Here is a 24,643-nt window from a genome sequence, read left to right as displayed (position 1 = left end):
AAGCGTTTATCTTATTGGCTGCTGAGCGAGTCCGGCAGGATAGGGGCTGGCTTATAAAACATGACCAGCGTACCAAGCCGCTCATTCGGTGAGGTAACTGGTGCCGACAGTTCATAGGGCACACCATCCTTAAAATAAACATCGTCCTGCCCGAGCAGATCGGTGGGAAATCGGCTGGCAAAAGAAATGCCCTGATTTTTCTTGTTGGTCGAAATCGTCACTTGTCCGGCCGGGTCAACCAGCAGCATTTCCTTGATGCCCCGGTCTTTGACCAGGGTATTGAAGTACTCGTTGATTTCACCGGCTTTGTTCTGCAGCAACGCATTACGAACCGCCCAGACAAAGGTTTTCATGCTAAACTGGAGCTGTTGGCGGTCGTTGGCGAGTTGATTTTTGCGTACGGTTTCCCGTATCTCGCTACGTTCCCGCTCGAACTCGTTCGACAGGACTGTGTTTCTGTAGAGTAAATAACCCACGCCCAAAACCAGCAGGGCAATGACGCCGTAGAGTACGTACAGAATGGTTGGGCTGGGCTTCGTCGTTACGTGCCGGGTTCGCTGGTCGGTAGCCATTGGAAAAAAGGGTTAGAATGAACGTGCGGTTAACTATTCGTTATTTTCGTTGATGTACCGGTTGTTGAGCTAGTGCCCAATCAACCCGAATGTCAACAGGACAAGTCGCGCATAAACCAACGATTCACCTAACTGAGAAACCATTGGTTTATGCGCTTGCTATCGGTTACTATTTATCCGCCCTGTATCCATATTTTTCAAAAAGCAGGTTAACCGCGTAGTTGATTTCATCATGGCCGCGGTCGAAGCCGTTGCTATTGGTCATGCCTGACGCAAAGCCACGCCAGACGAACTGTCCGGTTTTCATGTCAATCATATTGACATGAAAACCGACCCAGCATCTACTTCATACATCGTGGCGTCTTCGGGTTCACGCACTTCAATCGTGCAAAGTACGTGAACCCGTATTCGGTATAACCTTTAATAACAGTCGGCTTCTCAAAGATCTGGGAGTTGATCAGCAAACCGGGCGACTGCCGGGTTTATTTATAGCCGTGCCCGGCCATCTCTAAACTAACTGCGTTGTGAATGCACTGTTTCGGTTTCAGGGCGTTCAGGAAACAAAAGCACGGATCAAGCTTATTAGCTACCTGCGATGCCCAAGTGTATGTTTTGTCTTACTGAAATCGGTATACAGCTTTTTGTCGGCCTCAACTGGTACGTCCCGGGCCTGGGTGATGCTGGCCATCAGTACAAAACTGGCGGCAATAATTACAGTTTTCATATACGTTGAGTTTAAACTTGAGTTTGTTTTTGCGGTCCACCGACCTAATCATAGGCTGGTTTATCGATGGTTGGCTTGTCATTCGGGTTACGATTGGGGTTCATTACCCGCACGTTTTCACCCGGCTCGTCGGGGCCGTCCGTGTATCTAGTTCTCAAATCGTCATTAGGTAGTTTCTCGTCGGGTAAATCGCTGATAGGTTGTTCGCTACCCACGTCACTGTGCCCTTCGGCCGACTGGTTTTCCAGCCCGTTGGGCGAAATGGCCTGTTTGGCCCGGATGATGTCTTCTCGGTCTTCGCTGTCCATAGTATTTTAATTGGTAAAACTAGATTAGGACTGGTCTATAGTTTCCATCGGCTGTTCAAGGCAGTTGTCCATCGAATCATCGGTTTGCTGGGCCAACTGCTGCTTTTTTAGCGCTACGGCAATGGGACTGCCGTAGAAATAAAACAGCTTCTGCCGTAGTCCATGGGCTTTTTTTACGTCATTCACCATGTCAATGAACTCGTGAAAGTTGATGTGAATCGGGTTGGCTTTGTTGCCGATGTTCGTGGTGATGCCGTAGATGGGCGCTTCTTCTTCCGGCTCATACGTACCCAGCAGGCGGTCCCAGAAAATAAATGTCGCCCCGTAGTTTTTGTCGATGTATTTTTCCTGTGATCCGTGGTGAACCCGGTGATTCGACGGCGTAGCGAAGATAAACTCGACCCATCGGGGCAATCGACGGATGTATTCGGTATGCACCCAGAACTGAAACAGAACCGCGACCTGACTGACGGTAAAGAAAACAACAGGATGAAATCCAATCAGCGCTACGGGCAGAAAGAAAATGACCTTCAGGTTCTGTATCCAGCTTAGCCGGAAAGACACCGTCAGGTTATAATGTTCGCTTGAATGATGCACCACGTGGGTCGTCCACCAGAACCGGCGTTCGTGGGAGATACGGTGGGCCCAGTAGCTGAAAAAGTCAAAAATAACGTAGCAGGGGATGAACGTCCACCAGGCAAGCGCTATGCGCCAGGGAAGCAGGTTATAGACCCAGACAACACCATACAGCAGGCCGAACTTCAGGCCGGTGCCAATGACGACGGAGCCGATTCCTACCAGCGTAGACCCGATTGTTTCCTGCCGATTGTAGTACGGTTTCTCCTGAAGATAGGTAATCAACATTTCGACGCCCGTTAGTAAAAACATGATCGGCGCAGCCCAGATAATCAGATTCGGCGCGGCTTTCTCGACGGTCCAGAGTTGCTCCAGTGGAATAACCGGCGCACCAAATAAGGCTTCTTGCATACGTAGGAGAAGGTATCATCGCTGAGTTGCTTCGTCTGGGTTTTTACCGGGTACGCTCTCTTTACCAGAGCATTGGCAACGTAGCAAACAGACTATTTATCAATCTTATAATGCATTCTGATTTGACCAGACAAGCCAACTCCTGAAACAGCCTTTTCCGGCCATTTCAGGAGTTGTCAGTCGCGTCGACTACTTCGTTGAATACGTCACGTCGTCGCCGTCGAGCCGGGGCTTGGTCGTATCGGTCGTATCATCAATGTCTACTTCGGTTTTGCGAACCGTGTCCCGGACTACTTCATCGCGCTCGGTTACGTTCTTACCCACCGAGATTTCTTCGACTACCGTTGCCGTTTTCGATACTACGGGTACCTCCTGATGCTCGGTCAGCTCGATCTGTCCTTCTTTGAAGGCATCCAGGTCGGTAGCCGTAGCCGGGCGGTTCACCGCGTTACGCTGCACGGTAACCCGTTCTTCGCGCAGGCGAATACTTTCTTCGACGGGCTTGGCCACGATCCGGCTGCGAAGCCGCACACCACCCGTTTCGACGGTGCGTTTGCCGACCTCCAGATTTTCCTCAATTACTTTGATGGTCTGATCGCCTGCCGGCTGATCCGTATCCAGAAAAGCGGCCCCCATCGATGCACTGGGTTCGCGGGTCAGGCTATCCGCTACCGGCGTCCGTTCGTTGACGTTGATGGCACCGGCCTCATCCAGCACATCAGCCGCTTTTTCGGCTTCGTCTTCCGTCTGGGCGTGAACCGTCACCAGCGAACCGCTTTCGGTGGCCCGGGCGTACCGGTTCGCGTCATCGTCGTCGCTGCCAAAGAGCGAACTGAAAAAATTACCGATACCGCTGCCTGAATCATTATCGGCGTCGGTGCGGGTTGCGTATTGGGTCGATGTGGTATCGCCGTAAGTGGCCGATGTATCTGAGCGGAGTGACAGATCGATATTCTGACGGGTAAAGCCCGCATTAACCAGGTTTTCAACGGCTTGCCGGGCTTCGGATGCGTTATCGAAAACGCCAATGACTGTAAGTGCCATACGTAAAGTTGTTTTTACTGGTAAGAAATGAGTTGGGGTAATCTATAACGACGAGTAAGCCGACGCGTTGACCGCATCAGCGGCCTACTCGGAGCGTTCAGTTGGGGGTAAGGCCGTGCGCACAATAGTTATCGCTTCCTGCCGGAGCGAAACCGTCTGCGTATCGGTCGTTTCAGACTGCCGCCGGGTAACCCGGATTTCTTCTACCAGCCGCAGTCGTTTCAGCACGATAATCTCCTCGCTGAGTACCGGATAAATCGTCGTGTCGCCTTCCTGCCGCACGGCGGGTGCCTCATCGACAAGTTGATCGACGGCTACCCGCTCGACCACTACCTCTTCCCGAAGCAGGGGAATCTGGACGGTCTGCTCGTGCGATTGAACCGTTTTGGTAAGCGTCACCCGGCCCGTTTCAACAACCTGTTTGTTGACCTGAAGCTGTTCGCTAATCAGTGGAATGGTCAAAAACACGGCCTCGCTGTTCTGGAATGGAATCGTCGGGTCAGCGGGGGGCAGCGCTTCGTTACCCTGTTCATCGGTTGGTTTCTGGGGAATCATAGCGGAAGCGGCAACAAACTGCGTGGAGTCGATAGCCTAAAATTTGGGTATGATCGGGACAGAATGACAATCGGTCTCCCGGTGAGATACATACCTGGCTGACAGCTATTGAGAAGAGAAATTAGGCTGGGTAGGTGCTCATCCTGTTTCCGGTTTTTGTTTCCGGTTCCTGTTGTTTCCAGGAAGCTGGGCCAAACACGCTCTCAACAGGCTTTCTTTCTCTATCGTACCGTTTCCTGAATCGGACGGTCGTACGCAGTGTAGTCGTCTTTGGAATCGGTGCCCAGTTTGGCACCAAAGCCCGACGCGACTACGCCAATCAATAGCCCGAAAAAGCCGTAGATGGCAGCTTTCGACGCGGCCGAAGCCGCATCGTCGGCGATGTGACGGGCCCTGTTGCCCGCTTCTGCGGTGGTTTTCTTAAGCTGCGCGGCCGTCTTCTGATACGTACTGATCCAGTTGTCGACAATTTGTTCTGATTCGGCCCGGCTTTTACCAGTCCGCTTCATGACCACATTTATGGCGTCCTCCCGGTCAACCTGATTGACCGTAGCCTGTCCTTGCTTGAAGAGCCGGCTGAACAGGTTACCGGCCACGTCGTCGGCCGCTTGCGGGTTAGCTGCGGCCCGGTCGGCGGCATTGCCGGCCTGATCAGCCGCCTGATTGGCTTTGCGCTCCAGCGTGTTGGGGTTCAGGGCCGGATCGCCCGTCTGCCGAAGTGCAGCGTTGACTTCGTTTTTCAGATCTGTCAGGTTCATGTTGTCCAGATCGACCCCGTTTGCCTGAAGCTGATCCTGAACGGCGTCGCCGATGCCGGGTGCGACAGCGGCAATGCCCGTACCTGCGGTTTTAACGATGCCGCCCACCAGCCGACCTACGCCACCGATGATGCTGCCCAGCGTAGTAGTCAGGAAATAGATGGTCAGCAGCGTAACCAGGCACCAGGTCAGTACGCCGTGAATCATGCCGTCGAATGAGCGGGGCGTACTGGCCAGCCGACCGGCCACCCAGCCGCCGATAAACAGCGATAGCAAGCTGCTGATGATGTACCAGATGGCACTGCCGATGCCCAGACCGGCCATCGGGTTGCGCTCTTCAACGGGGTCAATCGTGCCCAGACCGATGCCCAAACCCAGCAGGGTCAGGAGAATTTGGGTTACAATGGCTACCAGCACACCGGCGAAAACGGCACTCCAGGAAATCCGTTTCATAAAGCCCGTTCGGGTCGGGCTATCGGGGTATACTACTGTTCTTTCCATAACGTATTGATTATTCAGTTGAGTAAGACAGCAAAACGAAGCCACGCTGTCATTGGCCACTTCACGGCATTGGATGCATTGACACCTATTAGTCAAATCAGCAGTAACGGGTGCCGGCAGGATCGTATCTGTAAATAAGATGAGGCAATGAACAGCCAACACAGTCCCCCGGCTATCCGTCATCCGAACGGGAACAGGAAGTAGCAAAGCTAGTTCCTGCAGGTAAGTAAGTCTATGAGGGTTGTCACTATGGGCTATGATGGATGTCATTTAATCACCTGCTCAATACCTAACCGATAGTGGTGCCCTAGCAGGGTTGTTTCCGGCAGCAACGGCCTACGCTGCCGGGCAGCTTCGTCTTGTCTGTACCGTTCTCCTGCTTCTGATACAGAAGTAGAAGAACGTTTATTACAACTGCGTCACAACGATCTCGACGCGCCGGTTTCGCCGTCGTCCTTTGGCCGTCTGATTGGTCGCAATAGGTTCATCCTGCCCCTCATTGCTGGTCGTAATTCGGTTGGCACCAATGCCTGCTTCAACCAGTGCCTGTTTGACGAAACTGGCGCGGGCCGCTGAAAGCGGTTTGTTGACGGACTCAGGCCCGACGCTGTCCGTATAACCCACAACACGGATATGCAGGGCCGGGTACGTTTTCATGATCTGAGCTAAATCAGTTACCTCAGCCTGGGCATCGGGGGTAATTCGCGCGGTGTTCGTGGCAAATCGGAGTTCATCGAAGAGAAACGATTTGTTGGGTCGGCTGCCTTTTGTAGCCAGGTAGCGGGCTAGCTGATAGGTAAAGGCTTTGTCGGTCAGCAGGAGTTTACGTCCACCGGGGGCATCGACCGCTACACGCACGTTCGGCCCGGCGGGGGGGCAGTCACGCCCAGAACGACTACGTCGATCCGGCGGTTTTGTTCGCGACCGGTCGCCGTTTGGTTGGTTGCTACCGGCATGGTATCACCCCGTTCCCGTGTAGCCACACGATTCGGCTCGATACCACCGGCAACCAGGGCCTCTTTGACCGCTTCAGCCCGTTCGCCGGACAGGGCGTCATTCTGAGCGTTGGTGCCGGTGTTATCCGTATTGCCTTCCACGCGGATATGGAGCGAAGGGTACGCCTGCATGATCTGGATCAGATCGTTTACGTTGGGTCGGGAATCCGCCGTGATGCGGGCCGAACCGGGTTCAAAGGTTAGGTTATCGAACGCAAACACCCGGGGTATTGGCCGTCTTTGGCGGCCAGATACTGAATCAGAGCGTAATTGAAGGAGCGTTCGGCCACGTTTACTTTTCGCCCACCCGGCAGATCAACGCCCACTTTTACGTCGGGTACGGCAGCCAGGCCCGAATCCGCCCCGTTACCGTCCAGATTGCTGGTCAGCGAATCGGTCGATGCAGTCACTGCTGGCTGGTTTGTCTCTTCAGCAGTAGTAGTTCTATAAGGGTTGCAGGCTCGTAGCAATAACAGAATTAGCAGAATCAGGCCCAAAGCGATCAGCAACCATTGCCACCACAATAGTCCACTTCCCAGTGTTAGGTTCTCCCGAACGGGAACCGCTGGTGTGGGGGCCGTATAAGCCGTACCAATGAACCAGGCCAGTGGAAGGCCAAACACAACCGGTGTGACCGACCGGGTAGCATCGACTCCACTGTTGAGCATGGCGACCAGTTGTGCTTCGGTCATATCGTTGCTCACGACCTGTCGGTGCAAAAAGCCCATCATCACCGAAGCAACCAGCCCCGTCAGGGTAGTAGCCGACCCCAGACTCACGCCACTATACCGACTTGTTTCCTGCGCGACCTGGTGAACCCGCTGGTCGTATAATTTCCTGAGCAGATCGTTGCCCGACTCGGCGGCTTTCTGCCGTTCGCTGCTGGTATCCACCAGTTCGCTAATGGTTGGTTCGGTGGCAAAAGGCGTATTCTTTAACAGCTGATACAGTACGTTAGACCCCTCTCTGTCTGTTACCCGGTTCATAACCCCCGCCGTAACAGTGGGCAGTAGTCCATCAATTGCTTTTTGGGTCGTTGCCTTATTTTCATTCAGACTGCGGGCCAGTTCATTAACCGCTGACGGGTTAAAAATAGACCGCAGATGGTCCAGTGGTAGCGTTGCCATACGTAATTGTTGTGTATTGATTGCGGATTCAGGCGGGTCGTTTAGCCGTCAAACACCTTTTTGGAATGGGAGTAGACAAATCAGGCGATTTCTGAATTGATGCAAGATTTTGTTGACTAGCCGGATAGCCGTGAAGCGTACGGATAGCCGTGAAGCGCAAAAGTAGAGGTACCCGTTAGTGAAAAACTATGATGCCCGTCAGCACCCGACCTGATGCTCTGTAGCCGTATACCTGATAGATAACCGAAGTTGCAGCCGTTTCCTGATGAATAAAGTTTTGATGAATTAGCTGGTCTGCAAATAGACCGAACGAATGGTTGACTTTTACGAACCCACTCTCTGGCTCTTTCGAAGGCATTCTTTCCAATACGGTTTCAGTATCTTCACGAGAAGGTTACTTCGGATTGGGTAAGTGAATGAAGGATGAATTGTAATCGGTTACGGTAGCCGAGTTACTAACATGTACTCATCGTATGGAAAAACGGAATATTATTGTTATGGGTGCATCGGCTGGTGGTATTGAAGCTTTTCAGCATTTTATTGCCTGCTTACCCACCGATCTGGACGCAGCCATTTTTATCGTCTGGCACATGGCTCCCACCGTGCACGGGATACTCCCCCAGCTATTGAGTCGATTTACGGCCATTCCAGCCGCTCACGCCTACGACAACGAGCCTGTCCAGACTAATCGCATTTATGTAGCCCCGCCCGATCACCATATGTTGGTTGAAAACGGCCACATCCGCATCACTCATGGCCCCAAGGAAAACCGATTTCGGCCCGCCATCGATCCGCTGTTTCGTTCAGCCGCCTACGCCTACGGAAACCGAGTGATTGGGGTACTTTTATCCGGGGCACTCGACGACGGAACAGCGGGTCTTTGGGCCATTAAACACCGGGGAGGTCTGGCCCTGGTGCAGGACCCCCAGGAGGCCCTGGTAGCGGCCATGCCTGAGAATGCCATTCGTCAGGTAGCCATCGATTATGTGCTTCCCGTAGCCCAGTTAGCGACGCAACTGGTCCAGTTAGTCGGCGAAGATGTTTCAGAAACGCCACAGGTTTCTATGGAAGAGAATCAGAAAATAAAAACAGAAATTCGCATCGCAGCCGACGAGACGGCTTTAGGGTTGAACCTGTCCGAGTACGGTCAACCCACCCGCTACGCGTGCCCGGAGTGTCACGGTGTACTGACGCAAATTAAGGAAGGCCCCCTGGCCCGCTTTCGCTGCCATACCGGCCATGCCTACTCGGTCGACACGCTGCTGGCAGCCATAACGGAGCAAATCGAGGACAACCTTTACGGAGCGGTCCGCGGGGTAGACGAAAGCGTGATTCTACTTAACCGGTTGGGCGACAAACTGGCCGACGCTAATCAACCGAAGCAGGCCGGTACTTATTTCCAGAAAGCTCAGGAGGCTCTCCGGCGGGGAGAAATCATCCGTCAGGCCATCCGTTCGCACGAGCCATTGAGTCTTGACAGTCTCGCCCATCAGGCAACCGGCACAACCAGCGACGACCGGTTTCAGGAACTGCATCCTGCCAACACACCACTCATAACCCGACCAATGTAATCCGGTGAGCAAGAAAATAACAGCCTCAAAAAAAACCAAAAAGACCCTTCCGGTTCAGCCCCTGATTGTCGGCATCGGCTGCTCAGCGGGTGGTGTGGAAGCACTGACCCAGTTTTTTGAGCAGGTTACCGCCGACTCCAACCTGGCCTACGTCGTTATTTTACACCTCTCCCCCGATTATGATAGCCAGCTTACCCAAATTCTGCAAAGTGTGGCCAGCATTCCTGCTATCCGGGTGGAAGAACGAGTGGCGGTCGCTGCCAATCATATTTACGTAGTCCCCCCGATAAACACTTGAAAATGGCGGATGGGGACATCGTCGTCTTACCCAATGCACACATTGAAGACCGGCGGGCACCGGTGGATATTTTTTTTCGCACCCTGGCCAAGTCTCACGGCTTCCAAGCTGTAGCGGTTATCCTGTCGGGCACGGGTGCCAATGGCTCCATGGGCCTCAAGCGAATCAAGGAAGAAGGTGGGGCGGCTTTTGTGCAGAGCCCCCGCGAGGCTGCCTTCAACGAAATGCCCCGCCATGCCATTGCTACCGGGCTGGTGGACGACATTCTGCCCGTGGCCCAGATTCCGGCCCGGCTGCTGACCTACGCGCAAAATCGGGATACCATTGGCCTGGAACCCCAGCTGGATGCAGAAAATCAGCAGCAGGCCCTGCGCGACGTACTTACGCAACTACGCCAGCGCACAGGCCACGACTTTTCCAATTATAAGCGCCCCACGCTGCTGCGCCGGCTGGAGCGTCGAATCAATGTCCGCAACCTGCCGGGCCTGCCGGAGTACGTCGTCTTTTTGCGGGAGCATCCCGAGGAAACGCAGTCGCTGCTCAACGATCTGTTGATTTCAGTTACTAATTTTTTTCGCGACAAGTCCGTCTTTACTACCCTGGAGCAGCAGGTGATCCCGCTGCTAACCCAAGCAAAAGAGGGAAATAACACCCTGCGTATATGGGTGGCCGGTTGTGCAACAGGCGAAGAGGCCTACTCACTGGCCATGTTATTCGCTGAGCATACCCTGGATATTCTTGATGCTCCGCATGTGCAGATTTTCGCTACCGACATCGATCAGACGGCCATTGCTGTCGCGCGCGAAGGGCTTTACACCATTAATGATGCCGCCGACGTATCGCCCGAGCGGCTGCGTCGCTTTTTCACCCAGGAAGGTGAGCAGTACCGCATTTGTCGGGAGATTCGGGAGATGATCCTGTTTGCTTATCACAACGTACTCAAAGACCCACCTTTTTCCCGGCTGGACCTGGTGAGCTGCCGCAACTTGCTCATCTACCTGAATCAGACGGCCCAGCAACGGGTGCTGAAAACAATTCACTTTGCCTTACGTCCCGGCGGCTACCTGTTGCTGGGGCTGGCCGAAACCACCGATGGAACCAGCGATCTGTTTGCGCCGGTGAATCGGGAACAGCACCTGTTTCAAAGTCGCTCCTTAACGACGCCTTTACTTCCCGTAACCGAAACGGGTTCGTTGCTGACCTCCCAACGGAAATCCTTACCTGAACCGGCACCCCGGGAAGACGAATATCCAGACGTACGGCTGAATTACAGTGAGTTGCACCAGCAGTTACTGAATCAGTACGCGCCCCCATCGATCCTTGTGAACGCCGAATATGATATCCTGAACGTATCCGGACGGGCGGGGCTTTACCTGCAGATTAGCGATGGGGAGCCTTCCAAAAACCTGCTTAAACTCATCCGACCCGAATTGCGGCTGGAACTGCGCACGGCTTTCTACCAGGCCAGCCAGCAGCAATCGGATGTAGCCGTGCGTCAGCTCAAACTTCGCCTAGAGAATCAAATTCAGACGCTGACGCTCCACATACGCCCGGTCATTGGCGAGGGTAATCCAGCCCGGGGCAATCCAGCCCGGAGCAATCCAGCCCGGGGATTTATGGTGGTCCTCTTTGAGCCTACTACCGAGGAGGCTGGCGAGCCAGACCGGGTGCTAACGTCGGTCGAACCCATTGCCCATCACCTGGAGGAAGAATTGATTCGGACTAAAACGCAGTTACGTTCGGCCAACGAGCACCACGAACTGCAGGCCGAAGAACTCAAGGCGACAAACGAAGAACTGCAGGCCATCAACGAGGAATTACGGTCATCGGCCGAAGAGCTGGAAACCAGTAAGGAAGAGCTTCAGTCGATTAACGAGGAGCTGTCGACGGTCAATCAGGAACTGAAAATAAAAGTGGAAGAGCTTTCACTGGTGGGCGACAACCTGCAGAACCTGATTAACTCGACCGACATGGCTACCCTGTTTCTGGATCGCCGTTTACGGGTTAACCTGTTTACGCCGGCCACGCGGACTATTTTCAACCTGATTTCGACGGATTTCGGCCGGTCGCTGACCGACATTACCAACCGATTAGTTTATCCCTATTTGCAGGGAGATATGGAACGGGTACTGGCAACACTCCAGCCCCTGGAGCGGGAGGTGCAAACGACCGATGAGCGCGTGTACATGATGCGTGTGCTTCCCTACCGAACAACCGACGACCGTATCAACGGCATTGTGCTGACCTTCGTCGACATCACCCAGCGCAAGGTGGTTGAAGAAGCCAACTATTTTCTGGCTTCTATTGTCGAATCATCGCAGGACTCGGTCATCACTGTCAATTTCGAGGGGACGATCACCAGTTGGAACAAAGCTTCCGAAATCCTGTATGGCTACTCTGCCGCCGAAGCCATTGGGCAGTCGCTCGGCATGCTGACGCTACCCCAGGGCCTGAGTGAGGTCTTGAATCTGGCTGAAAAAATCAAACAGTCGCAGCGGGTTGAAACCTACGAAACCGTTCGAATCGCTAAGGATGGTCAGGCTTTGACGCTGGAAGTTGTACTCTCACCGGTGAAAGATCTTCAGGGACAGGTCATGGGCGTGTCGAGTGTAGCCCGCAACATCACCGAGCGCAAGGCCGCCGAAGCAGCCCTGCGCGAGTCGGAGAAACGCTTCCGGCTCACCATCGAAGCTGCCCGGATGGGCACCTGGGACTGGAATCTGATCACCAATGAAGTCGTCTGGAACGAGCAGCACTTCCGGCTGTTTGGCATGGAGCCCCAGCCTAATCCTATCAGCCCAAGCGTCTACTTTACCCACGTGCACCCTGATGACCGGGAACGGATTAGCCGCCAGTTGCAGGAGGCCATTGCCAGTCGGGGTGTGTTTGATGCGGAGTTCTGCGCTGTGCTGGACGACGGCTCGCAGCGGTGGATGAGCGGTTACGGGCGTGTAGTGGAGCATACGGGCGGTAGCGCAGCCCACATGAGTGGCGTAATGTTCGATATTGATAAGCGCAAACGGGCGGAAGAAGCCCTGCGGGAATCGGACCAGCGGAAAGATGAGTTTCTGGCCATGCTCGCCCACGAACTGCGCAACCCGCTGGCTCCCGTCCGCAATACCCTGCAGACGCTGGGCCTAAGTGCCGGTCAGAACGAAACGATGAGCGCGGCCATTACCATGATGAATCGCCAGGTCGATCACTTGGTTCGCCTGGTCGATGACTTACTGGATGTGAGCCGGATTAACCGGGGAAAGATTACGTTACGGCTAGAGCCACTCGACCTGAACACACTGATGCAGGAGGTCTCAGCGGTCCTGCTTCCCCTTTATGCACAGCGCCAGATCGATTTGTCGGTTTCCGGGCCGGATGAACCCATCTATTTGCTGGGTGATGGTACTCGGCTGACGCAGGTTATAACCAACCTGCTGACCAACGGAGCCCGCTATTCTTCCGAAGGGGGGCACGTTTGGGTTAGGTTAGACCAGGTAAATCAGGGGGCAGACGTAATGGCCCGTCTGCGGGTTAGCGACAACGGTATCGGGCTGGCGGATGATCAGTTGGAGCGTATTTTCGAGTTGTTTGCACAGGTTACTAATTCACTGGACCGTACGCAGGGTGGGCTGGGGCTGGGCCTGACGCTGGTCAAACGACTGGTTGAGCTGCACGGGGGGTGGGTGGAAGCCCGAAGCCCGGGACTTGGGCAAGGTAGCGAATTCCTGGTTTATTTGCCTGTCTTATCCGGTATCAACGAAGGTTCGGCTGCCCAGCCAATCCCTGTCGAATCGGCCACAACGAAACAACGTATCCTAGTCGTAGACGATAACCAGGACGCAGCTGACTCGTTTGCCATGCTACTGGAAGTAAGCGGCTATACCGTTGATGTACGCTACAGCGGTGAGCAGGCAATAGCAGCTGTCGAGCAGGAACAGCCGGATGTTGTGCTGCTCGACATTGGTATGCCCGACCTGGATGGCTACGAAACGGCCCGTCTGATTCGGCAACAGGACTGGGGCCGCAGCCTGATCCTGATCGCGCTGACAGGCTACGGGCAGGCCGACGACAAACGGCTGAGTCAGGAGGCTGGTTTCGACGGGCACCTGGTCAAACCGGTCGAGCTGGAGACGCTGACTCAGTTGCTGGTTTCTATTGTTCCGCCGGAAATCCGTTCTGCATCATGACCCTCATCGCCATTCACTTGATTTGATTCAGTTATGACTAGCTCAACTAATGATTTCAACCTACAGCGCAAGCAGTTAGCCGCCTACCTAGCTGCGCATCAGGAAATCATTCTGAATTACTGGCGGATGACATGCGCCCCGGATGAAGCCCTTCAAGAGGGTGCCCATTTGTCCGGGGAGGAACTAGCCGGTTTACTGCCGCTCTTGCTAACTTTTTTTACGCGAGGTATTGCGGGGGAGAACCAGGAAAATGAGCTGGTGGACAGCCTATGTCAACACCAGATTCACCGCTGGCACTACAGTTATTCCCTGGAGAATCTGCTGACGGAGTTCGACAACTTTTACACCGGTCTGGATACAGAAATCCAGGATTTTCTGAAGGAGTATCCCCAAACTCGTCCTGGCATTATTGTACTGGCCTATAGCCAGCTACGTCAATTGGTGAAATTAGTCAATGCAAGTGTAGTGCTACCGGTCGATCAGTTACGGCAAACGAGGGCCGACGGACAGGTGAAAATCCTTCAAGCCGCGCTTGACAGGCTCCAGCAGAAAAACAATCAACGCGTGAGTCAACTACATCAGGTTGCCCACGATATGCACAATTACTTGGGAATCATAACCACAGCAACCAGCTTGTTACAAAAAGTGATTACAGCCGATGATCAGGCAAAATACCGGGACATGATAAGCCGGAATGTGAATGCTGCCACCCACCGGTTAAACCAACTGCTGACGAACGCGCAGGCGGAGTAAGTCTGTCAGTAACGAAGTTTAGCCTGGGGGCGGGGTAACCGTATGCCACCAGTAGTCCCGCAACGACTCCATGTAGAGTAGCCACTGAGCATAACTGGTAGGTTTGGCAATGTAGGAGTTGGCACCCAGATCATAGCCTCGCTGAACATCTGGCTGCCTGACTGACTGGGACAACAGGGTGATGGGAACCAGGCGGTAAGGAGAATCGCTGCTTTTTGCTTGTTCAATAATGCGGAATCCATCTTCGGCGAGCGGAAGATACAAATCCAGCAAAATCAACCGGGGCAAGACCTGCTTAGCATCCAGACAGTGGCGAAGCTGGTTAAACGCTGATTCTCCGGTGGAAGCGATCGACAAATCTACTTCTGGCATACAATCGTGCAGCACAGTCTGAATTATATCGCACTGATCGGGATTGTCGTCGATCAAAAGAATTCTAGTCCTCTGAATAGTTCGCCGATTTGTGGCCGGTGGCGGGTTGAAATCATCCATGAGCTGGTCGGTTTCGGACGGGCGTATTGACAAATCTTTCTACGACCTTGGAAGTATACCCGTTGAAAGATAGTAATCAGGTATCTATTCGACAGACTTACGTCGTTTCTGGGCTGCACAACGACCATTAGTTGACGAAAGATTATAGGGACACTCAACACGGCTTTTCTACCCGTCGAATCGTCAATTATTCTGCTCGGCAAGCTGCGGCTGAAGTACCGAAACTACACGGAATTAGTCGCGCCATCATCAGCGGCAATCTGACGTTGATATACTTCGAAAACGGCCCGTTTATACTGATGCAGTAAGTGGTTGAATTGCTGGCAGGATACGTTCGGGTTTATCAGGTAAGAATGGGGCTCCGTAAACGTCTCTAACTCTGGTGAGGTTTCCTGAAGCGGATCCCAGCACGACCGTTCTTTGGTCGACAGATACTTTTTCGGATGGTTGTCTTCATCTGCTTCAGGAGCTGTCTGCGTGTCAGGAAATAATTGACGAAAACGCGCATTTACCTTCCTGATATACTCTGAATCGGTTAATTCATCGTTGGTTTGACCCATCGGTTCTCGTCGTTAATGGTGTGTATAGAATCATGACTGATTGATTTAGGGTAGCGACTCAGCCGGCGCAGAAACTATACTCGGCGACAGTCGTCGACGTAAAGGCCCAACCGCTTCAGCGTCTTGTTGCCAGGTATTGTATACTGAACGACGTATTATGATGATTTCTTCACGTATTGCCGAACGGTAATGGTACTACGTCATTGGCCCCGACGGTATCCTCGCACGAGGCAGGCCAATTAAGGGACAGTCAGAATACGTTTGAGTGTACAACGGAAACATACTATAAACAGGCTATCGGCCCGTCCGTTGCCTATAACGCTAAAGCGGGTGATTTACCTGGTGAACACATACTTCTGAAGAAACTCTTTTTTGCTATCCCGGTAGGAAGCTACTGCGCCCAGCTTATACAGACCCAGAATGTAGAGCCAGGCCAGATCAAGCTGAAACCGCAGAAAGCCGGCCCGGGCACTGCTTGGATACAGATGATGGTTGTTGTGCCACTCGCCCGAAAAAAGACCGGGCCTGATCTGATTCAGCGACAGGTTTCGCCGGTCAAAGTCTACGCCGTCGACGTGTTTTTGCTGCCCTTTCCCGTGCCCGGTGTAGTTAAAAGCCCGCACCAGAACGAACCAGAAAAAGGCCCCGCTAAATAAGGCGCAGGCCAGGCCATGACCACCAATCAGAAAAAAGACCGTGTACCAGAACGACCAGTTCAGTACCCACAAGCCGACGGTATATACCGGAGACGCAATGGAGCCCCACTTCTGGTAGGCTTTATAGGAGTTGATCCACACACCGGTATGACGTAAAAAACCGGCGGCCTTCGTGTAGTCAGCTTCCGATAAATCTTTGGTAATGCTCTGATGGTTTACGTCCGACAGCATACAGTACAGCAAACCCGCTTGGGCATTATAGGGGTCGCCCGGCTGATCCGATTTGGCGTGGTGAACATGGTGCGAAACCACGTAAATTTCTTCCGGGAAAGTACGTAGAACCAGGTTCTGCGTAACGAATCGCCAGATCGGGTGGCTGAAGGTATACGCTCTGTGCGTACTGTATCGATGAAACCAGATGGTGGCCTGGGTGCTCATAATGACCATACTATAAAGCACGAGCAGCCCCAGCAAGGGCAGCGAAAAATACCTGAACGTAAACACTAACAGGAAAGGAACCATGCAGGTGGCCATCAGCCAGCTAATGGCCGATATCCAGTTCTTTCGGGTTCTCAGGATGTTAACGCGGGAAAACGCTTCGGTGAAGAGCTGCTTTTTAGTGGGAATAATTAAGTTACCAGCTTTGTCGCTCCAACCATACGTGGGTTGCTGGAGCACGTTGTCAATAAAAGCCATTCGTTGAGCGGATTAAACAGATTTCGGGCAAACGTCGGACAGGCGGACAAGAAATGTGCTGTAGTCGTTCGGACCATCAGACGACCCAACTAACCGCCCGAGCGGGGCAGACCACACCCGTTTGCAACACCGGTAAGCTCGTTTCAGGCCATAACAGCCATGCCTATACCCGTTGCCATCGGATAAATACAGCCCAAAGTTCGGTTGTATGCCGGCTGCATCCTATGACTGCAAGCCCAGTGGCCACGATACACGTCAACTAGCCGGCTGACCAATGTCAACCTCGCTGCTGACGCATATCAACCCATCAATGTTTGAGCCGGAGTAGCCGGTCGATGTCCAGTAAGGTAATCTGGTTACCTGACAGTTTAATCATCCCTTCGGCACGCAAATCACTCAGTACCCGGATAACCGTTTCCATCGACGCACCCACCAGTTGCGCCCAGTTCTCCCGCGACAATGTCATGAATGGAGTCGAACTGATGTCCTGCTCGAGTGGCGTGTTTATCGGGTCGTCTGGAAGAGAATAGAATTTTCGGTAAACGAGTAGTAAGGCCTCCACTACCCGTTTGCGAACGGGCTGGTAGGCTAGTTTGAGCAGGCGCTCATTGCGCTGCTTTACCTCGCTCGCCAGCAGGCGCATGAAGTAAGCACCAATATCAGCGTGACTGGTTAATAACGTCAGCAGTTCAGCCTGGGGGATTAAACAGATCTCCGCGTCATGCAGTACCTCGGCAGATTCCGTGTAGGGGGTGTCCTGCAACAGGTCGGGCAAACCCACAAAATCACCCTTACCAGCCAGTGCCGTAATAAACACATTGGCCGAAGCATCCGTTTTGGTATGCTTGACCTGCCCGCTCCGGATATAGTACAAATTCGCCGGCGTGTCGCCCTCCGCGTAGAGTACCTGTTTTTTGGCGTAGCGAAAGGTCGAATAAGGGCATGCCTGTACCTGACGCAACGCGTTCAGAAACCCGGTCAGTCCAGGCTGATCGACGTGTTGCTGCATTTGTCCGGCTTTTTTGAGCCGAAGTTCAACGGCCGCCAGCAGGTCAATATCGTCGATGGGTTTGGTCAGGTAGTCGTCCGCCCCCAGGTTCATGCCGCTGCGGATCTGATGCTGATCAACTTTTGCCGTTAGAAAAATAAAGGGTGTTCGGGCCGTATTAGGGTCCTTAGACAGAATATGCAGAACACCGTAGCCATCCAGTTCAGGCATCATGATATCGCACAGAATCAGATCGGGGTCGGTTGAACGGGCAAGAGCAACGCCCTGCCGGCCGTCACTGGCCTGAACGACCTCATACCGGGCCAGTTTCAGCATCTCCGCGATGTTTTCGCGAACTTCCTTCTTGTCTTCAATGACCAGAATCGTCTTCATGCCCGTCCGGTTAGTAATGGCAACTCGACCGTAAAGGTAGTTCCCTGTTCCAGCTTACTCGTGAAAGTAATGGAGCCCCCCAGCAGTTCAGCATAGCGTTTCGCCAGGTATAGCCCTAGGCCCACACCCTGCATGTGATTAGCATTACGGGAACGAAAAAAATGGGTAAACAGCCTGTCTTTATCCGAATCGGGAATTCCGATTCCCTGGTCGGCTACAGTAAAAAGAACCCGCCTGTTCCAGATCGTGCTGGTCAACTGAATATCCGTATCGTCAGGGGAATACTTACTGGCATTGGTCAATAAATTGACCAGAATGCGTTCGAGAAGCTGACGGTCCAGTTGTAGCTGCAGTGGTCCTGTCTGCGGCTGATAATGAAAGCGCTGTTGAGGTTTGGCCGTAGTTTGTACCGCCATAATCACTTCCCGGCACAGTGCGGTTACGTCCAGCGACTGGGTGCTGCTGTCTGGAACGTATTGATCAATCTGACTGATTGCTAGAAAATCATTGAGCATGGTTGTTAAACTGTTTACGGCCGCTTTGATCCGTTGCACATGACGCTCCCGCTCATCGCCCTCTTCCGAACCACTATAGCGACCAATGAGGGAAGCAGACGATAGAATCGTCATCATCGGCGTGCGAAATTCGTGGGATGCCAGCGTAATGAAGTTCGATTTCAATTCATTCAATCCGCGTTCCTGCGTCAGCAACCGATCCTGTTCCACTTCCAGTCGATACCGCTGAGCTAACACGATCCGCGCTTCACCAAGGGCCGATTGCGCCTGGTCAAGTTCCTGCCGGCAGTTGGTGATCTGCTGGATTAATTCCTGATTCATCTGTTCAAGCCGAATCAGGTGACGGTTGACAGGGTCGTTCTCATACGGTTGTTGAGTGGGCGGGTTTTCCATCGGTTTGGTTAAATAAACGAACCCTTTGTAAGAAACGCATCATTCAGATAAACCACGAAGAACAGGCGGTTTACTGGCTACATAATTGCCCGGCGTAGTTAATCCAAGGCTGCCCAAACGGTCGCTAAAGGTTAAGCACTGTGTCACACCGTTAATCGGCGACTAGAATGCTATTGGCTTTCCGGATAAAGCCGGCGAATGACTCGATTTAAGGTTAAGCCCTGGCCAATCACTGAAAACAGTACTACCACATAGGTAATGGTGACAATGAATTCTTTATGGACTACACTACTGTCGATGGATAAAGCCATGGCAATCGACAATCCGCCCCGCAAGCCACCCCAGGTTAGCATTAGGGGCGCTTTATCATCGAGATCCAGCCATCGACGAGCTAGCACAAAGGGAATAAGAATGGCGAAATAACGTGCTATAGCTCCGTGAATTAGTCTGTGAAGAAGGCAACTTCTTTCTTGCGGAAGAAACATTGAATTCGCCTTCGGTCGGCCTGTAAAAAATCAATTTGGTCCATCACCGCAGCCTGAAGCGATTCTAAGCTCGTGAAGACCCGATTCTTTAGCGACCGCTTTAATTGGCTCCAGACCAACTCTACTGGGTTGAGCATGGGACTGTAGGCGGGTAAACGCTCCAGATGAACCCGCCCTGGTCGGCTTTGCAGCCAGTTCCGAACGGTTTGTGATCGATGGATAGCCGCCCCATCCCAGATCACCAGCATGTTTTGACGGCGATACTGCCAGCAGAGTTTGCCTAGAAACCATGTTATATCCTCACTAGTAAAGGGTTGATCTTGACCCGCCAGATACAATCGACCCGTTGGAGAGACAGCCGCAATTAGGCTTAAGTGGGCCCGTCCCGCTTGTTCTAACAGCAGCGGTGTTTGGCCACGGGGAGCCCAACTGTGGGCCACAAAAGGCAACAAATAGCAGGCTGACTCGTCCACATACAGGATTGTTCTTCGCTCAGTTTGCGCTTTTTTTGAGCGCGGGTAGTCGCTCGGCTTGCCAGTTGGCCACGGCCTGCGGATCTTGCTGGCGGGCTTGCCGGGCCGGTTTTTGTCGGCTCCAACCCACTTTTTTGAGTAGCCGTCCGATCTGAGACGGATCATAGCTAACACCAAAGAGTTTGTTAATAACCTGGTTGATGCGTAATCGAGTCCAGACTTGGCCTGAAAAGCCGTGGTGTTCCGCGCCTTTAGTCAACTCGGCGGTTAACTCATCGAGTTGCTCTATTGTCAGCCGGGGTGGTGCCCCGGTCCGTTTGCCGGTTATTAAGCCGGTCTCCCCCTGTTGACGAAAGGTTTTGAGCGTCTGACTGACCCAGGCAGGTGTCAGACCAAATGCCCGGGCGATATCGGCCTGCTTCCATCCGGTTTGCTTAAGTTCGACACAGCGATGGCGCAGGGCTTCATAATCTGCTTGTTTGTAAGTAGCCATAACGAACCAAAGCACAAATATTAACAGACTTACTCACCCATCAATAACACAACCAGCAGAATGACCAGTACGTACAGACTCCAGGGTGTGCTTCCCACATCAATCACCAGCACTTCCAACCCCATCAGCACAAACAAGAGCGCATTTAACATGCTATCGAGCAATTCCCAGAATTTGTCGATGTAGTCTTCCGTCTGGCGACTCATGGCATGTTCCCGGGCGTGATCACCCACAAACAGACCCGCCACGACCATGGCCAGCGGTCCCGAAATATGGAGTTTCTGCGCGAGTAGATACCCACCCATCACCCCCGCTATCGTGAGCAGGACTTCCGTTTGATAATGGTTGATGGAGCGTAACAGGCGATATAGCCCGTAGCCTAAGGCTAGTCCGTAGAGCACCCCACCGCCAGCTTCTTCCAGAAAGGTGAGCCCTAATTCCGCCCAGACTCAGGTTACCCGCTCCGTCTTGGACCAGCCGGTAGAGGGTGGCAAAGACCACCACGCCGACTCCGTCATTGAACAACGATTCACCAACAATGTTGAGCTTGACATTTTCAGGTAACTTGAACTTGGCCAGAATACCTAGTACGGCGATTGGATCAGTGGGTGAGATGAGAGCCCCAAACAGCAGACAAAGCGGATAGGACAGCGAATAACCAATCCCGCTGGTGAGCCCGTAAAGGCCCGTCCCGATCAGGGCCGTACTCAACAGAACGCCCACCAAAGCGAATAGCATCACCGATCGGCGTTCCACACGCAGTTGAGCCGCGTCGGTATGAAACGCGCCGGCAAACAACAAGATGCTGAGCATCATGTCGAATAGCACCTTCCCAAAGTCAATCGTGGTCATCGTCTGTCGCACTAAGGACAAGGTAGTGGGCAGTAGCGCATTGAGGCTGATGAGCAGCACCGAGAACAATAACGAGAGTACCATGATCCCAATCGCATCGGGCAGCTTTAGCCAGCGCGTGTTGAGATAAGCCAAGACAGCTGTGACGACGATGAGTAGGGTAATCAGCGTAAATACATTCATACCAGGAAAGAAGAAGTGCACAAGAGTACATTAATTTCCCGTTTAAATTGCTCGTTTTAATCAGCCTCATTTATACGTACAATCTTTTAACCGGCTTTGAGTATGACCGCTAACGATCCTAAAATTCCACAACCGAATCGCCTGGATACGCTTGCTCGTTTTAGCCAGATGATTCGTGAGCGCTTCAGTTTAGAAGAAGATAAAGCCGACGAAGCCGGTATTATTCAGGCCATTAGCCGGGGGATCGACTTCCGGGGTATTAATTTATGGACACTCATCTTTGCCATTTTTATTGCTTCCATCGGGCTCAATGTTAATTCAACGGCGGTTGTTATCGGAGCCATGCTCATTTCGCCATTAATGGGCCCCATCATGGGTATAGGTCTGGGCATTGGAATCAACGACTTGACTATGATTCAGCGATCGTTGAAGAACTTAAGTATTGCGGTATTCATCAGCTTACTTACGTCAACGCTCTACTTTTTCATTAGTCCCCTACACTTGGCACAATCTGAGATACTGGCCCGCATCGCCCACCGTTTGGGACGCGTTTATCGCTTTTTTTGGTGGTTTGGCCGGTATTGTTGCGGGCTCCCGTCGGGACAAAGTGACCAACGTTATTCCAGGAGTTGCCATTGCCACGGCGCTTATGCCGCCGCTCTGTAGCGCCGGATACGGTCTATCGAGCGGTAACCTGTATTATTTTGCCGGAGCCTTTTATCTGTTTCTGATCAATAGCATCTGTATCAGTCTGGCCACTGTACTGATCGTTCGCTTTTTAAATTTTCATCAGAAAGAATATCCCTCACTCGAGGTGGAACGGCGGGTACGGAACACCATCTGGCTGGCGGTACTGATTGTGGTTGTACCGAGTAGCTATTTGGGGTATCAAATTGTCCGCAAAACGATTTTCGAACAGTCGGCCAAACGTTTTATCACGACTGAATGTAATTTCCAGTATCGACAGGTGATTAATTATACAGCCCGGTTCAATCGGTATCAGAGTACGTTGGACCTATCGCTGATAGGTGAACCCTTGCCGAAGGATTCGATTAATCTGCTACGTACCAAATTGACCGCCTATGGCCTTGAGGGTACCAATCTGGTTGTTAAACAGGGAAACTTCAAAGACACAGATATCGACGTTAACGAATTAAAAGCAACCTTGGCCGATCAGGTTATTCAATACAGTCAACAAACCATTGCCCGTAAGGATCATACTATTGACTCGCTACGCCGGTACATCGATCTTACTCAAACGTCGCGATTGCCCGTAGCCGACTTGCGGAATGAGCTTAAAATTATCATGCCAGATGTACGAACGTTTACAGCCGCCCGGTCACTGGTGATCAGCGCTACCGGTAACCAACCCGATACCGTGATGTTGGTATATGCCCGGTTTTCCCGCAGGCACACGGCTGTGGAGAAACGTAGGATTGAGCGTTGGTTACAGAGCCGTACGAAAAGCAAAAAAGTAAAGCTACTCGTCGAATGAACGTTTTTCGGTACAGCTCTGAAAGGTGACGGAAACGATAGAATTTGCTCTTTTAAGTAGTAGCTAAAACTTATACCGTTTTTCAATGTACCATATTTCTACGCCTAATGGGTACCGGCTACAGGCCAAAAACGCTTAGAGTAATTCTTTGTCCCATTACTAAGAAAACCCCAGGAAAAAATCGAATGTTGGCGACAAGAATATAATGCATTCCGACCTTACAGCTCGTTTGGTGGGTTAACACCGGATGAGGTTGGAATGGGAGGGAAAAAGAGAACAAATGAACGTTCGATCCTCAATCGTTGAGCGGTCCAGAATTTGGGGGTACCTTACTACGACAAAGCTTGCTTTCAAGTATTACCGTTTACCCCCGGCTTCGCTAGTAGCTGGCTCATGCACATGAATTAACCCCCATTCATCCACAATTACAGGCAATCTACAAACCAGATCGAACTGATAGATAGACATATGTAGGCATGATTGTATATTTAGAGTAAAACCCAAACCTTTATGAATCAAGCCGCTACCTGGTCATTTCATCATCAACCGCCCAACCTGTTCATGCTCTACAGCGTGCAGTACGCTTGCATGACGATTCACGAACGCATCTGGTTTAATCAAGCCTAGCCCTCGACCCTTCACCCGTCGGAGCTTTTTTATGCTAAAAAATGTAATCTTAAGCTCTTATGCGGGGAGCAAATGTAGAATTTGTATCACTGTTTATCAATCAGTTATCCTCTTGTTCAGGTAGAAGTATGCTGATAACAAAACGACAATAATTGTCACTATCAGCGCATAAGGAAGCCCCGCCCAACGCCGGGCAGGGCTTCTATATACTCACCCTAACTTGTAAATAACCGACCGTATGACGTATCATACCCGCCCGGCGTCACCTACGCTTTGGGCAACCGGCAGGCCACGGCCCGTCAAACGCATTGCTTAACAAAGCGAAGCTAGGTAAGTTATAGATACGGTTGAACAAATGAACACTTAACCAAAAAGGCACCCTGCAATGCGGAGTGCCTTTTTTACTACTAGTAGATTATATGCAATCCTACAACAATGAATATGGGGGCATGGTTACACCGCCAGCTTTGTACAGAAAAAGTGATGATTGCGAAAGGCTGCCTGCGTTGTGGGTGGCCTTTTTTTGGTCAGGCATGGTTGTTGATAAAGCTACGTCCATAAGAAAGCCGTACATGACATACGGCTTTGCTGGATTACCAAACTTTTTTTCTCAAGGATAACAACCAGTGGTGTAACTGTATAGTTCGCACACAAAAAAGCCCCTGCCATTACCAGTCGGGGCTTTTTTGTTGTGTAGCCGGTAGGTGTATTCCCATTCGAGTGATTCGTTTACAAACCGAAACGTCAATTAGGTCATGTAATTACCTTCGTTGTACTAAACACGCCCTCGGGTGTGTATGGTGTGGATAGAAGCAAAAAGCCTTGCCCCATCGGAGCCAGGCTTTTTTATGTGGTAGAGAAGCAGGTTGCCGTTGAGTAAATTAGTATTTATATACAAACGTATGAATTTCTTTGAGGTCACAAAAGAAAGCCCCACCAACCGGCGGGGCGTCTATTAGCATATAACC

At 52.1% G+C, this 24,643-nt stretch carries 22 protein-coding genes and 4 pseudogenes; 6 read left to right on the top strand and 20 right to left on the bottom strand.

Going from position 1 to position 24,643, the window contains the following annotated elements; genetic code table 11:
* Window positions 1-11: 11 nt before the first annotated feature.
* From HH216_RS24925 to HH216_RS24880, 10 genes are all read right to left on the bottom strand, one after another.
* A complete protein-coding gene (locus HH216_RS24925; RefSeq protein ID WP_169553618.1) occupies window positions 12-572 on the bottom strand; it encodes a hypothetical protein in 561 nt (186 codons plus the stop codon).
* A gap of 169 nt (window positions 573-741) precedes the next feature.
* Window positions 742-879: a DUF4136 domain-containing protein gene (locus HH216_RS26430; RefSeq protein ID WP_254448870.1), complete on the bottom strand. Its 138-nt coding sequence runs from the start codon at window positions 877-879 to the stop codon at window positions 742-744.
* A 461-nt stretch (window positions 880-1,340) separates the two neighbouring features.
* Complete coding sequence (locus tag HH216_RS24915; protein WP_169553617.1) at window positions 1,341-1,604, bottom strand: hypothetical protein; 264 nt, start codon at window positions 1,602-1,604, stop codon at window positions 1,341-1,343.
* Window positions 1,605-1,628: 24 nt separating this feature from the next.
* Entirely contained in the window at window positions 1,629-2,591 is a 963-nt protein-coding gene (locus tag HH216_RS24910; protein ID WP_169553616.1) for a sterol desaturase family protein, read from the bottom strand.
* A 189-nt stretch (window positions 2,592-2,780) separates the two neighbouring features.
* Window positions 2,781-3,635 (bottom strand): YsnF/AvaK domain-containing protein, encoded by an 855-nt coding sequence (locus HH216_RS24905; RefSeq protein WP_169553615.1) that lies wholly within the window; start codon window positions 3,633-3,635, stop codon window positions 2,781-2,783.
* An 84-nt stretch (window positions 3,636-3,719) separates the two neighbouring features.
* Window positions 3,720-4,190 (bottom strand): YsnF/AvaK domain-containing protein, encoded by a 471-nt coding sequence (locus tag HH216_RS24900; RefSeq protein ID WP_169553614.1) that lies wholly within the window; start codon window positions 4,188-4,190, stop codon window positions 3,720-3,722.
* 221 nt (window positions 4,191-4,411) lie between these two features.
* Window positions 4,412-5,449 carry a YrzE family protein gene (locus tag HH216_RS24895; protein WP_169553613.1) on the bottom strand — a complete coding sequence of 346 codons (1,038 nt, stop codon included), beginning with the start codon at window positions 5,447-5,449 and terminating at the stop codon, window positions 4,412-4,414.
* Between the two features lie 408 nt (window positions 5,450-5,857).
* Window positions 5,858-6,307 carry an OmpA family protein gene (locus tag HH216_RS24890; protein ID WP_169553612.1) on the bottom strand — a complete coding sequence of 150 codons (450 nt, stop codon included), beginning with the start codon at window positions 6,305-6,307 and terminating at the stop codon, window positions 5,858-5,860.
* Window positions 6,298-6,666 carry an OmpA family protein gene (locus HH216_RS24885; protein ID WP_169553611.1) on the bottom strand — a complete coding sequence of 123 codons (369 nt, stop codon included), beginning with the start codon at window positions 6,664-6,666 and terminating at the stop codon, window positions 6,298-6,300. The genes HH216_RS24890 and HH216_RS24885 overlap by 10 nt, the downstream gene beginning before the upstream one ends.
* Complete coding sequence (locus HH216_RS24880) at window positions 6,645-7,571, bottom strand: DUF937 domain-containing protein (RefSeq protein WP_169553610.1); 927 nt, start codon at window positions 7,569-7,571, stop codon at window positions 6,645-6,647. The genes HH216_RS24885 and HH216_RS24880 overlap by 22 nt, the downstream gene beginning before the upstream one ends.
* 473 nt (window positions 7,572-8,044) lie before the next feature.
* On the opposite strand from HH216_RS24880, the gene HH216_RS24875 reads away from it, so the two are divergent.
* From HH216_RS24875 to HH216_RS24850, 4 genes and pseudogenes are all read left to right on the top strand, one after another.
* Complete coding sequence (locus HH216_RS24875) at window positions 8,045-9,142, top strand: chemotaxis protein CheB (RefSeq protein WP_169553609.1); 1,098 nt, start codon at window positions 8,045-8,047, stop codon at window positions 9,140-9,142.
* A 4-nt stretch (window positions 9,143-9,146) separates the two neighbouring features.
* A pseudogene (locus HH216_RS27010) lies at window positions 9,147-9,676 on the top strand (chemotaxis protein CheB); the annotation flags it as partial.
* Window positions 9,665-13,621 carry a CheR family methyltransferase gene (locus tag HH216_RS26420; RefSeq protein WP_408641815.1) on the top strand — a complete coding sequence of 1,319 codons (3,957 nt, stop codon included), beginning with the start codon at window positions 9,665-9,667 and terminating at the stop codon, window positions 13,619-13,621. The pseudogene HH216_RS27010 and the gene HH216_RS26420, both read left to right, overlap by 12 nt.
* Before the next feature lie 33 nt (window positions 13,622-13,654).
* The gene (locus HH216_RS24850) at window positions 13,655-14,374 is read left to right on the top strand and encodes an ATP-binding protein (RefSeq protein WP_169553608.1); all 720 of its coding nucleotides are present in this window, start codon (window positions 13,655-13,657) and stop codon (window positions 14,372-14,374) included.
* Between the two features lie 18 nt (window positions 14,375-14,392).
* Here HH216_RS24850 and HH216_RS24845 read toward each other — a convergent pair whose 3' ends face one another.
* The 10 genes and pseudogenes from HH216_RS24845 to HH216_RS26400 form a co-directional block, all read right to left on the bottom strand.
* Complete coding sequence (locus HH216_RS24845) at window positions 14,393-14,866, bottom strand: response regulator (RefSeq protein WP_169553607.1); 474 nt, start codon at window positions 14,864-14,866, stop codon at window positions 14,393-14,395.
* A 224-nt stretch (window positions 14,867-15,090) separates the two neighbouring features.
* A complete protein-coding gene (locus tag HH216_RS24840) occupies window positions 15,091-15,426 on the bottom strand; it encodes a hypothetical protein (protein WP_169553606.1) in 336 nt (111 codons plus the stop codon).
* A 335-nt stretch (window positions 15,427-15,761) separates the two neighbouring features.
* Window positions 15,762-16,778 carry a fatty acid desaturase gene (locus HH216_RS24835; RefSeq protein ID WP_169553605.1) on the bottom strand — a complete coding sequence of 339 codons (1,017 nt, stop codon included), beginning with the start codon at window positions 16,776-16,778 and terminating at the stop codon, window positions 15,762-15,764.
* 307 nt (window positions 16,779-17,085) lie between these two features.
* Complete coding sequence (locus HH216_RS24830; protein WP_169553604.1) at window positions 17,086-18,159, bottom strand: response regulator; 1,074 nt, start codon at window positions 18,157-18,159, stop codon at window positions 17,086-17,088.
* On the bottom strand, window positions 18,156-19,067 hold the full coding sequence (locus HH216_RS24825) for a sensor histidine kinase (protein WP_169553603.1): 912 nt from the start codon (window positions 19,065-19,067) through the stop codon (window positions 18,156-18,158). The genes HH216_RS24830 and HH216_RS24825 overlap by 4 nt, the downstream gene beginning before the upstream one ends.
* 170 nt (window positions 19,068-19,237) lie before the next feature.
* Window positions 19,238-19,552: a cation:proton antiporter domain-containing protein gene (locus tag HH216_RS24820; RefSeq protein WP_332871526.1), complete on the bottom strand. Its 315-nt coding sequence runs from the start codon at window positions 19,550-19,552 to the stop codon at window positions 19,238-19,240.
* Window positions 19,510-20,025, bottom strand: a complete 516-nt coding sequence (locus tag HH216_RS26415; protein ID WP_254448867.1) for an IS630 family transposase — start codon at window positions 20,023-20,025, stop codon at window positions 19,510-19,512. The genes HH216_RS24820 and HH216_RS26415 overlap by 43 nt, the downstream gene beginning before the upstream one ends.
* Before the next feature lie 19 nt (window positions 20,026-20,044).
* Window positions 20,045-20,518, bottom strand: a complete 474-nt coding sequence (locus HH216_RS26410) for a helix-turn-helix domain-containing protein (RefSeq protein ID WP_254448866.1) — start codon at window positions 20,516-20,518, stop codon at window positions 20,045-20,047.
* 29 nt (window positions 20,519-20,547) lie between these two features.
* A complete protein-coding gene (locus HH216_RS26405) occupies window positions 20,548-20,919 on the bottom strand; it encodes a cation:proton antiporter domain-containing protein (protein WP_254448865.1) in 372 nt (123 codons plus the stop codon).
* 115 nt (window positions 20,920-21,034) lie between these two features.
* Window positions 21,035-21,553, bottom strand: a pseudogene (locus HH216_RS26400) (cation:proton antiporter domain-containing protein); the annotation flags it as partial.
* Window positions 21,554-21,655: 102 nt separating this feature from the next.
* Between HH216_RS26400 and HH216_RS24805 the strand changes: the two are divergent.
* Both HH216_RS24805 and HH216_RS24800 read left to right on the top strand, forming a co-directional pair.
* A pseudogene (locus HH216_RS24805) lies at window positions 21,656-23,048 on the top strand (DUF389 domain-containing protein).
* A gap of 177 nt (window positions 23,049-23,225) precedes the next feature.
* Window positions 23,226-23,354 (top strand): annotated as a pseudogene (locus HH216_RS24800) (IS3 family transposase); the annotation flags it as partial.
* Window positions 23,355-24,643 lie beyond the last annotated feature (1,289 nt).

Origin of the sequence: Spirosoma rhododendri (assembly GCF_012849055.1) — a bacterium.
GTDB lineage: Bacteria > Bacteroidota > Bacteroidia > Cytophagales > Spirosomataceae > Spirosoma > Spirosoma rhododendri.
The sequence above is the reverse complement of the archived record's forward strand: the minus strand, read 5'-3'. Positions and strand labels throughout refer to the sequence as shown.

Excerpts from the sequence above, each read along its gene's own strand:
- HH216_RS24925 (WP_169553618.1), bottom strand. The coding sequence starts at position 572 with ATGGCTACCGACCAGCGAACCCGGCACGTAACGACGAAGCCCAGCCCA.
- HH216_RS26430 (WP_254448870.1), bottom strand. The coding sequence starts at position 879 with ATGAAAACCGGACAGTTCGTCTGGCGTGGCTTTGCGTCAGGCATGACC.
- HH216_RS24915 (WP_169553617.1), bottom strand. The coding sequence starts at position 1,604 with ATGGACAGCGAAGACCGAGAAGACATCATCCGGGCCAAACAGGCCATT.
- HH216_RS24910 (WP_169553616.1), bottom strand. The coding sequence starts at position 2,591 with ATGCAAGAAGCCTTATTTGGTGCGCCGGTTATTCCACTGGAGCAACTC.
- HH216_RS24905 (WP_169553615.1), bottom strand. The coding sequence starts at position 3,635 with ATGGCACTTACAGTCATTGGCGTTTTCGATAACGCATCCGAAGCCCGG.
- HH216_RS24900 (WP_169553614.1), bottom strand. The coding sequence starts at position 4,190 with ATGATTCCCCAGAAACCAACCGATGAACAGGGTAACGAAGCGCTGCCC.
- HH216_RS24895 (WP_169553613.1), bottom strand. The coding sequence starts at position 5,449 with ATGGAAAGAACAGTAGTATACCCCGATAGCCCGACCCGAACGGGCTTT.
- HH216_RS24880 (WP_169553610.1), bottom strand. The coding sequence starts at position 7,571 with ATGGCAACGCTACCACTGGACCATCTGCGGTCTATTTTTAACCCGTCA.
- HH216_RS24875 (WP_169553609.1), top strand. The coding sequence starts at position 8,045 with ATGGAAAAACGGAATATTATTGTTATGGGTGCATCGGCTGGTGGTATT.
- HH216_RS26420 (WP_408641815.1), top strand. The coding sequence starts at position 9,665 with ATGCCCCGCCATGCCATTGCTACCGGGCTGGTGGACGACATTCTGCCC.
- HH216_RS24850 (WP_169553608.1), top strand. The coding sequence starts at position 13,655 with ATGACTAGCTCAACTAATGATTTCAACCTACAGCGCAAGCAGTTAGCC.
- HH216_RS24845 (WP_169553607.1), bottom strand. The coding sequence starts at position 14,866 with ATGGATGATTTCAACCCGCCACCGGCCACAAATCGGCGAACTATTCAG.
- HH216_RS24840 (WP_169553606.1), bottom strand. The coding sequence starts at position 15,426 with ATGGGTCAAACCAACGATGAATTAACCGATTCAGAGTATATCAGGAAG.
- HH216_RS24835 (WP_169553605.1), bottom strand. The coding sequence starts at position 16,778 with ATGGCTTTTATTGACAACGTGCTCCAGCAACCCACGTATGGTTGGAGC.
- HH216_RS24830 (WP_169553604.1), bottom strand. The coding sequence starts at position 18,159 with ATGAAGACGATTCTGGTCATTGAAGACAAGAAGGAAGTTCGCGAAAAC.
- HH216_RS24825 (WP_169553603.1), bottom strand. The coding sequence starts at position 19,067 with ATGGAAAACCCGCCCACTCAACAACCGTATGAGAACGACCCTGTCAAC.
- HH216_RS24820 (WP_332871526.1), bottom strand. The coding sequence starts at position 19,552 with ATGTTTCTTCCGCAAGAAAGAAGTTGCCTTCTTCACAGACTAATTCAC.
- HH216_RS26410 (WP_254448866.1), bottom strand. The coding sequence starts at position 20,518 with ATGGCTACTTACAAACAAGCAGATTATGAAGCCCTGCGCCATCGCTGT.